The organism is Martelella alba (assembly GCF_005217455.1).
Taxonomy (GTDB): Bacteria; Pseudomonadota; Gammaproteobacteria; order Enterobacterales; family Enterobacteriaceae; genus Acerihabitans.
The window spans coordinates 1-1,323 of sequence record NZ_SZPQ01000127.1 but is presented as its reverse complement, the minus strand read 5'-3'; the positions used below and the strand labels follow the sequence as shown (position 1 = coordinate 1,323).

The 1,323-nt window shown below is 51.9% G+C and carries 2 protein-coding genes; both read left to right on the top strand.

The window, feature by feature from the left end; translation table 11 throughout:
- On the top strand, nt 1–840 hold an 840-nt coding region (locus tag FCN80_RS25960; RefSeq protein ID WP_136993246.1), incomplete at its 5' end, for a phage tail tip fiber protein.
- Between the two features lie 24 nt (nt 841–864).
- The coding region (locus FCN80_RS25955) for a prophage tail fiber N-terminal domain-containing protein (protein WP_170975540.1) at nt 865–1,323 on the top strand (459 nt) is incomplete at its 3' end.

The following is a 1,323-nucleotide window of genomic DNA, read 5'->3' as shown; positions in this document are numbered from 1 at the left end:
GGCCAGACTGAAGACGGAAAACTCTACACGGCTGGCATTGGGGTGGGGGTCGAGAATACCCCGGCGGGAATGCAGAGCCAGGTCCTGATCCTGGCCGACCGGTTTGCTGTGCTCAATCAGGATAACGGGGTCACATCGACGCCGTTCGCCATTGACGGCGGACAGGTTTTCATGAATATCGCGTTCATCAAAGACGGGACTATTACCAATGCAAAAATCGGCGATTATATCCAGTCGTCGAATTATGTTGCAGGCTCGACGGGCTGGCGCATAGGTAAGGATGGTGCCGCGGAATTTCAAAACGGTACGTTCAGGGGAACAATAAACGCAACGGCAGGGACGTTGGAAAACGTCACTATTACTGATACCGCCACAATAAACCGTGTGGTAGCGACCTCAATCGAGGGTGATATTGCGACAGGTTCGCCGCTGAGTGTTGATGTGGGGACCCCATCAGGCGGAGCAACAATCTCCGGCACATTTTATAAAACGATAAATGCAACTCAACATGTTGATCGCATCGTTTCCATAATTTGCCCGGTCATGTGTACCGTTTCCAGCAGTGATACGACGAGTCAGTCAGGATATTGTATGGTCGATATCTCTGTTAATGGTAACACCATTGCGTCCGCCGAGGCGTCGGCGAGTTCAGCCTCAGGGGAGGGTTCTGACAACGTCAGTGGCGTGGCGTGTGGAACGTATATTGTTCCGGCTGGCAGTTCTGTGACGTTCGAATTTTCTGTTTCGAAACACCGCGGCAATAGCAGTGGCGCCGCTACAATGCAGGCTGGCCCCGCATTGTTAATAGCAACGGCCGTTAAAAGTTCTGATTGGTCATAATAAACAATTTTCGGAGTTAAATTTATGGCATTAATATCCGGCGTTTTGTTGGCGCCCAGTGGTGCCCCATTGCCCAATGTCAATATCATACTGCGAGCGATTTCCACATCATCGCGCGTTATCGTGCAGTCGGAATCAACCACAACGACTGATGCTAACGGTAATTATTCTATCAACGCCGAAACAGGCAGATATTTCGTATTCATCTCTACAGATGGACAACCCGACGCACATGTCGGGACTATTCAAATTTTCTCTGATTCGATTGATGGCACGTTAAATAGTTTTCTGACGATGCCCGGTGAGAATGATCTGACGCCGGCTATTGTGGCCACTGTCGAGCAAATGCGCGCGGATTCACAGACTGCGGCGGCGGATGCTCTAACGGCAAAAAACGACGCCGCGGCCAGCGAAACCAATGCGGCTGCCAGTGCGACGGATGCGGCAAAGAGCGCCACCGCCGCCAGTGGATCGGCCGATGCC